Consider the following 8,017-nt stretch of genomic DNA (forward strand, 5'->3'; position numbering starts at 1 on the left):
ATTCTTTTTTTGCTATCGAGCAAGCTTAGGAATTTCTACTTGCTTTATAGCGCTTTACGAGCAGCTTTTGCCGCTTCTACAAGACGGATCAAGCTTTCTTTTGTTTCTTTAATTCCACGTGTTTTCAAACCACAGTCAGGGTTGATCCAAACTTTTCTGCTTGGTACTTTGGCAAGGATAGCTTCGATGGTGTGATCGATTTCGCCTTCGTTAGGCACACGAGGTGAGTGGATATCGTAAACCCCAGGTCCAACTTCTGTTTGGAAGTTTTTCGCTTTGAGTTCGTCCAAGATTTCAAGGTTTGAACGGCTTGCCTCAAATGAGATGACGTCTGCATCCATGTTGTCGATCGCTGGGATGATATCTGTAAATTCTGAGTAACACATGTGCGTGTGGATTTGTGTGTCTGGTGCTACGGTTGAGTGTACTAAGCGGAAGGCTGGAATAGCCCAGTCAAGGTAGTCTTCGTACCAGTCACTACGACGGAGTGGCAATTTCTCACGAAGAGCAGCCTCGTCGATTTGGATAATCTTCACGCCTGCAGCTTCAAGGTCAAGAACTTCATCCTTGATCGCAAGAGCGATTTGAAGAGTAGAATCCTTGATAGAGATGTCTTCACGTGGGAATGACCAGTTAAGGATGGTAACAGGTCCAGTCAACATACCTTTTACAGGTTTGTCCGTACGGCTTTGTGCGTAGCTAGACCATTTGACAGTGATTGGGTTGAGACGAGTCACATCCCCCCAGATGATTGGTGGTTTCACCCCACGCATACCGTATGATTGTACCCAACCATTCTTAGAGAAGAGGTAACCGGACAAGTTTTGACCGAAGTACTCAACCATGTCATTCCGCTCGAATTCACCGTGTACAAGCACGTCAAATCCAACTTCTTCTTGCCATTTGATCCATTCGTCGATGGTTTCAGCAAGGAAGGCATCGTATTCTTCTTGTGACAATTCACCCTTACGGAAGGCCAAACGTTTCGCACGAACTTCTTTCGTTTGAGGGAAGGATCCGATGGTTGTTGTTGGAAGGGCTGGAAGTTTGAAGGCATCTTCTTGGATTGCTTCACGTTCAGCAAAAGCTGGCAAACGAGTGTAGTCTGCATCAGTCAATCCAGCGATACGCGCACGAAGTTCCGCATTTGCTCCGACACGTTCAGTCGCAAAGAGTTCTTTGTTTGCTGCAAGAGCTGCTTCACCTTGACCATTGCGGATAGCATCCAAGTCACGAAGTTCTTCCAATTTTTCAACTGCAAAAGCAAAGTGGTTCAAGATAGCTGGTTCAAAGTCTTCATTGGCAGTTGTAAATGGCACATGAAGCAGTGAGCAAGAAGTTGTCAAAACAATGTTTTCAGCTGGTACTTGTTTCAAGATTTCCAAGCTTGCTTCGTAGTTGTTGCGCCAGATGTTCTTACCATTGACAATACCTGCATAAAGAGTCTTATCAGCTGGGAAGCCACCTTTGACGAGTTCAAGAGTTTTCTTCCCTTCCACAAAGTCCAAACCAATCGCATCTACTGGCAAGTTCACAAGGTCATTGTAGACATCACGAACATCACCAAAGTAAGTTTGAAGCAAGACTTCAAGACCTTTTTTGTCAGCCAATAGCTTGTTGTAGATGTTCAAGAAGAAGGCTTTTTCTTCTTCTGTCAAGTCTTTGACAAGAGCAGCTTCGTCGAGTTGGATACGAGTTGCACCAAGTTCAGCCAATTTAGCAAAAACATCTTGGTAAGCAGCCACTAAGCTATCCACGAAGTCTTCTGCTTTTACGCCTTCTTCGAAGTCTGATAATTGAAGGAAAGTGAATGGCCCAACCACAACCGGACGAGTATCGAGACCCAATTCTTTGGCTTCTTGGTACTCATCAAAAATCTTGTGACCAGCCAATTTGACTTCTGTTGTTTTTTCAAATTTTGGAACGATATAGTGGTAGTTAGTGTTGAACCATTTCTTCATTGGAAGAGCACGCACATCCCCTTTTTCTCCCTGGTAACCACGCGCCAAGGCGAAGTAGCGTTCAAGGTCAGACAAGTCCAAGTTTTGAACCGATGCAGGAACCACGTTGAAAAGGAAGGCTGCATCTAGGAAGTTGTCATAATGTGAAAAGTCATTTGATGGGATTTCAGTAATGCCTTTTTCTTTGACAATGTTCCAGTGTTTGGCACGCAATTCTTTTGCAGCATCCAACAAATCTTCAGCTGTAATTTCGTTTCTAAAATATTTCTCAGTTGTAAATTTTAGTTCGCGGAATTCACCCAAACGAGGGAATCCGATGATTGTAGTTGACATGTTTTGTCCTCCAAAAATTCAAGTTGAGTCTATCTTATCAGAAGAAGCCCCTTCTGTATAATTGCTTTTCAATGGTTTATGGTATAGCCAGAAGCTATAACCTTATAGATCAAGGGTTTTCGCCGCTTGCCATTGACCAGAACTAATAGTCCTTATAAAAAATAACTATAAGGCTTCTACCAGACAGACTGCCCCCCTCCCATTGGACAGTCCTCGTCCCCTCTAAAACAAAAAAAGAAGCTATCCGCTTCTTTTTTTGTAGGAACTTATGCTCAAGTTAGTTGCACACAAAAAGCATCCCAAGGTTCCAATACTTTTGTCTGTTTGACCTGCTCTACATTGGTATTGCTAATGAGGACCTCCTGATAGTCTTCCTCCAGTTCAAAGCTCTGAACTTGACTAGACAAATTGACCACAATCAAATAGCGTTGATTCCCATCTACTCGTTGGTAGGCAAAGACCTGGTCGACTGTATCCAGTAGCTCAAAGTCTGCCGAGATCAACCAGTCTTGCTCCTTACGGAGGGCAACCAATTGTTGATAGGTATAAAAAATGGATGAGGGATCAGCCAAAGCCGCTTCTACATTGATTTCCTGATAGTTTGGATTGACAGCTAGCCAAGGGTGACCGGTTGTAAAACCAGCCTGTGGGTGCTTGGACCACTGCATAGGGGTTCGAGCATTGTCCCGGCCAATATGTCGGATCTGGTCCATAATGGTGTCGAGATTCACTCCCTTTTCGAGGCTTTCCTTGGCGTAGTTAATAGATTCAATATCTTCGATTTCGTCCAGGCTCTTAAAAGGATAGTTGGTCATGCCAATCTCTTCCCCCTGGTAGATATAAGGTGTCCCTCTCATCAAATGAAGAAGAATAGCTAGGGCCTTAGCGGACTTCACCCGATAGGCTTGGTCATCTCCCCAGGCAGAAACAATCCGAGGGAGGTCATGGTTGTTCCAAAAGAGAGAGTTCCAGCCTTCGTCCATGCCCAGCTCCGTCTGCCACTTGTTAAAGATTTCTTTCAACTTAGGAACATTAAGCTTCTTCGCATAGTGCCATTTGGGCTGACCCTCTTGGAAGAGAAGCCCAATGTGTTCAAATTGAAAGACCATCGATAATTCTTCATTGTCAGGACCAGAGTATTGCTTAGCAATCTCAGGTGTCGCTCCCCAGGTCTCCCCGACCGTTAACAAATCCTTATCCCCGAAAGTCGCTCGATTCATTTCTTTCAGATAAGGGTGGAGCATGGGACCATTGGCTACGATCTTCTGATCAGGAATTTTCCCAATCATGTCGATGACATCCATCCGAAAACCACCGATCCCCTTGTCGATCCAAAAGTTCATCATGTCATAAATCTTCTGCCGAAGGGTCTCATTTTCCCAATTCAGGTCTGGTTGCTTCTTACTAAAGAAGTGCAAATAATACTGCTGGGAAGCCGGATCAAATTCCCAAGCTGAACCACTAAAGGTAGAGACAAGATCATTGGGTCGGTCCCTCCAAATATAGTAGTCTCGCTCTGGACTGTTTGGATTTTCCTTGGCCTCGATGAACCAAGCATGCTCATCAGATGTATGGTTGACCACCAAATCCATGATCATCTTAATACCGCGCTTTTGCCCCTCCGCAATCAATGTTTCCATATCTTCCATGGTGCCAAAGATGGAAGCAATATCCTCGTAATCAGATATATCGTAGCCATTATCATCCATAGGGCTTTGGTAGACAGGAGACAGCCAAATGGCCGTAATACCTAACTTCTCCAAATAATCCAGCTTACTGATGATCCCCTTGAGGTCACCGATTCCATCTCCATTGCTATCTAAAAAACTCTTGGGATAGATTTGATAAATCACGGCATCATGCCACCATTTTTTCTTCATGCGCTTCTCCTTTTTGGTTTCACTTGTAATCCCTTACATCATAACCAAACTGGAAAAGAATTGCAACTCTCAGCTGACCTATCAGTCTCCCTTAAAATAAAAAAGAAAGTCTCTCTAGAGAACTTCCTTTTCAAGACTTCTGTTTTTCTTTTCTTTTTGCCAAGAGTGATAAGAGAGCATGACCAATCCAAAGAGATGACTTCCCAACAAGGCCGTCACAAAAATCAACTTGCCCCTGTCTGGATAAGAAAGCGGGACATTGCTAAAGCCATAGCGAGCCCATTCGATAAAGATCGGATGCGAAAAATAAAGCGCCATGCTCATCTGCTTTAAGTACTGTAAATCATAGCTTTTCAAAAAGGACGATCGCAGACAAGCATTAACCAAATAGACCGTCACAAAGGGAAGGAGCAAGTAAAAGTTCTTATCGATTCCTTCATGTTGAAAAATGATGATGCCTTCCATACAGAACAAGCCAAAGGCGAGAGATAGCTTTTCCCAACGGTGAACCCTAAAGGTTTGTGCATGAAAATGATCATAGAGATAGTAACCCATAAAGATAAAAATGGGCGTGTAAAAGAGACCATTTCGAGCTGTAAAAAATAAATTGCTGTAGAGCTGGTAACCCTCGAGAAGACTCGTGGTGTCCAGATAAGCTGAATAGGTCTCGATCAAGCCCCAGCAGTAAAGAAGAAAGGTGATCACCCCCGTCCAAACCATACCTAAGCGTTTGACCAATTGATTGACCAAAAACAGGCCCAGCAAAAAGGCAGGGATATACCAGAGTTGGTAACACATTCCCAGATAGAGCAGAGCAATCAGAACGCCTGCTGGAAAGAGATAGACAGGGAGATGGAGACTAGAAAAAAAGACCCAGGCATAGGGAAGATAGACACAACTCCAAAATAAATAGGTTTTTACGATTTTGACCAGGTAGGCCTTCATTTTCCTTGCATCTCTTAGTGATGGCTTGAGGAAAAAGCTGGCACAGACGATAAAAAATGGCACCGCTAGCCGTCCAAGGATACTCTTAAGGCCAAAATGCACTGGCTCATAGGAAGTTAAGCGACCACTATGCACCAAAATCACTGCAATCGCAAAGAGGTATTGAAAAAGACTAATACTGGAAGTGTTATAGAGGGAATTCTTTTTCATGGTCCTACTCCTTCGCCAAATGCAGATTCTATGGTTATTTTAGCATGAAAGAGAGGACCAAGCAAGGAATCCTTGCCTCCTTATCTACCTTTTTTCCTCTATTTTTGATATACTCAAAGCATGCATAAACAAACAATTATTGATTTTAAAGAGCTTGGATTGCGACAGCTTTTCACCAAGCCGCTAAAGGAATTAAAAACAAGAGACCTTGACCAAGTAGAGACTCTTCTGAGAGAGGTGGAAGCCTATCAGGAAGCTGGTTTTTATGCCGTAGGCTATGTCAGCTATGAAGCCGCTCCTGCTTTTGAGAAAAAATTAGCCGTCCACCCAGCACCTCTCATGGGAGAGTATCTCCTCTATTTCACCATCCACGAAAAAGTAGAAACCCTTCCTTTCCCAGAGGACTACGAGGCAGTGGATCTTCCAGCCAATTGGCAGGAAGAGGTAGAGGCGCCTGCTTATCAAAAAGCCATCGAGACCATCCAGCACCACATCCGCCAAGGGGATACCTATCAGGTCAACTACACTGTCCAGCTTTCTCAAGAGCTAAAAGCTGACCCTTTGGCCATCTACAATCGCTTGGTGGTAGAACAGAGGGCCCATTACAATGCCTTCATTCAGCACGATGATGTGTCCATCCTCTCTATTAGTCCTGAGCTCTTTTTTAAACAAGATGACAGGCTACTGACCACGCGCCCTATGAAGGGGACGACTCGTCGTGGGCTTACCAACCAAACAGATCTTCAAGAGGCTGCTTGGCTAGAAGCTGATCCCAAAAATCGAGCAGAAAACATGATGATTGTCGATCTCCTCCGCAATGACATGAACCGGATTTCGGAAATTGGAAGTGAGCAGGTGACCCGTCTCTGCCAGGTTGAGCAATACTCTACTGTTTGGCAGATGACCTCGACCATTGAAAGTCGCTTGCGCCCCGAAGTCGACCTAGTCCAAACCTTCCAGGCCCTCTTTCCTTGTGGTTCTATCACAGGGGCACCGAAGATTTCTACTATGGAAATTATTCAACAGACAGAGGTTGCTCCTCGTGGCGTCTACTGTGGAACGATCGGTATCCTTCTTCCAAAAGGTAAACGAATTTTTAATGTGGCCATCCGAACCCTCCAAATGCAAGGGCATCAAGCCATCTATGGCGTAGGTGGAGGCATCACTTGGGACAGCAAATGGGAAAGTGAATACCGAGAGACCAAGCAAAAATCAGCAGTCCTCTACCGACAAGAGCCTCGTTTTGAGCTCCTGACGACCGGCCGCATCCACCAAGGAAAACTGACCTTCCTGGAGCAACACCTGACCCGTTTGAGAGAGGCCAGCCGCTACTTTGCCTACCCTTATGATGAGCCAAAACTCCTGAAAGAACTTCAAGAAGAGCTTGCTCGTTGTGATTCCAACCTTGACTATCGTTGTCGGATTGCCTTGCAAAAAAACGGGTCCTTCCAGCTGGCTATCACCGAACTGAAGGACTTGCCAGCTAGCTATCTGCAGGCTCAACTGACCGAGCAAAAGCTTGATTTAGCGAAGCCATTTACTTATTTTAAGACTAGCCAGCGAGCCCATCTAGTAGCTAAAGATCACGAGCAGATCTTCTATCTTCCTGATGGCAGCTTGTTAGAAACGACAATTGGCAATCTCATCCTTGAAATCAAGGGTAATCTCTATACCCCACCAGCTCACCTCCCTATCCTCGACGGGATTTACCGCCGCCATCTCTTAGAAACTGGACAAGTAGAAGAAAAACTGTTAACGCTGAAGGATTTAGGAGTCGCTGACCAAGTCTATGCCTGTAATGCCCTGCGTGGCCTCTATCCACTCGATTTCACTAGAGAGGAATCAGAATGAAACTTATTTTTATACATGGCCTAGGCCAGGATGCTCACTCTTGGCAAGGGGTCCAAGATGCACTTTCCCCCTTGCAATCTGAATCTTTCGCTATTTTCTCCCATCCAAGCGAAAGCTACCAAGAGGCCAAAGAAAGATTGACGGAGCACCTCCAGCAAGAAAGCGAGCCCTTTATTCTGGTTGGACTCTCACTGGGAGGCGTTCTCGCTCTCGATCTCTCCAGCCGAGACTTGCCACAACTCAAGGGCTTGGTGCTTTCAGGGACGCAATACAAACTCAACACCAATCTCCTCTATAGGCTCCAAATTCTCCTTTTTCGTCTGATTCCCAAACATGTCTTTGAAAAGCAGGGGGCCAATAAACAGCACATGTTGCAAATCTTTACCGAATTAAAAAGCCTCAATCTAACCGATACCGCTAAAACTTGCCCTCTTCCTAGCTTAGTGATTTGCGGCAGCAAGGATGGGGCCAATCAGGCTTCTTCTAAAAAGTTGGCCAATCTCCTGCCTAAAGGTCACTATCTAGAAATCGCAGACGGGGGCCATCTACTCAATACTCAGAAACCCCATGAACTTGCAGAAGCCATCAAGGAGTTTGTTGGTGAATTTAAAAATGAAGAGGCTAGCTTAAAAAACAGTTCCTCTTAATGTAGATAACGTATTTTTTCATGTTACATAACTTAAAAAATCAAGAAATGTTTATATTTTTAAGTTATGCATGAATATCTAGAGGCTTTCCGCCGTGAGAAAAGTGCCTGAAACACAATTGTTTCAGGCACTCGGGAGTTTTGGAACCTTAGGTCCAAAACTAAGTCATGGAACTTCTTCGAAGTTCGCT

General features: G+C 44.6%; 5 protein-coding genes. 2 read left to right on the top strand and 3 right to left on the bottom strand.

The window, feature by feature from the left end; all coding sequences use genetic code 11:
* Positions 1-44: 44 nt before the first annotated feature.
* The 3 genes from metE to ADH49_RS07200 form a co-directional block, all read right to left on the bottom strand.
* Positions 45-2,294, bottom strand: a complete 2,250-nt coding sequence (gene metE / locus ADH49_RS07190; RefSeq protein WP_048691161.1) for a 5-methyltetrahydropteroyltriglutamate--homocysteine S-methyltransferase — start codon at positions 2,292-2,294, stop codon at positions 45-47.
* A gap of 272 nt (positions 2,295-2,566) precedes the next feature.
* Positions 2,567-4,174, bottom strand: a complete 1,608-nt coding sequence (locus tag ADH49_RS07195) for a glycoside hydrolase family 13 protein (protein ID WP_048691163.1) — start codon at positions 4,172-4,174, stop codon at positions 2,567-2,569.
* Positions 4,175-4,288: 114 nt separating this feature from the next.
* Positions 4,289-5,329 carry an acyltransferase family protein gene (locus ADH49_RS07200; protein WP_048691166.1) on the bottom strand — a complete coding sequence of 347 codons (1,041 nt, stop codon included), beginning with the start codon at positions 5,327-5,329 and terminating at the stop codon, positions 4,289-4,291.
* A 120-nt stretch (positions 5,330-5,449) separates the two neighbouring features.
* Here ADH49_RS07200 and pabB point away from each other — a divergent pair, with 120 nt between their 5' ends.
* Together pabB and ADH49_RS07210 are read left to right on the top strand one after the other, a co-directional pair.
* Positions 5,450-7,180 (top strand): aminodeoxychorismate synthase component I, encoded by a 1,731-nt coding sequence (gene pabB / locus ADH49_RS07205; protein WP_048691168.1) that lies wholly within the window; start codon positions 5,450-5,452, stop codon positions 7,178-7,180.
* The gene (locus tag ADH49_RS07210) at positions 7,177-7,827 is read left to right on the top strand and encodes an alpha/beta fold hydrolase (RefSeq protein ID WP_048691170.1); all 651 of its coding nucleotides are present in this window, start codon (positions 7,177-7,179) and stop codon (positions 7,825-7,827) included. Before pabB ends, ADH49_RS07210 begins: the two co-directional genes overlap by 4 nt.
* The last annotated feature ends 190 nt before the right edge of the window (positions 7,828-8,017 follow it).

Source organism: Streptococcus sp. 400_SSPC (assembly GCF_001072745.1).
In the GTDB taxonomy this organism is placed as follows: domain Bacteria; phylum Bacillota; class Bacilli; order Lactobacillales; family Streptococcaceae; genus Streptococcus; species Streptococcus xiaochunlingii.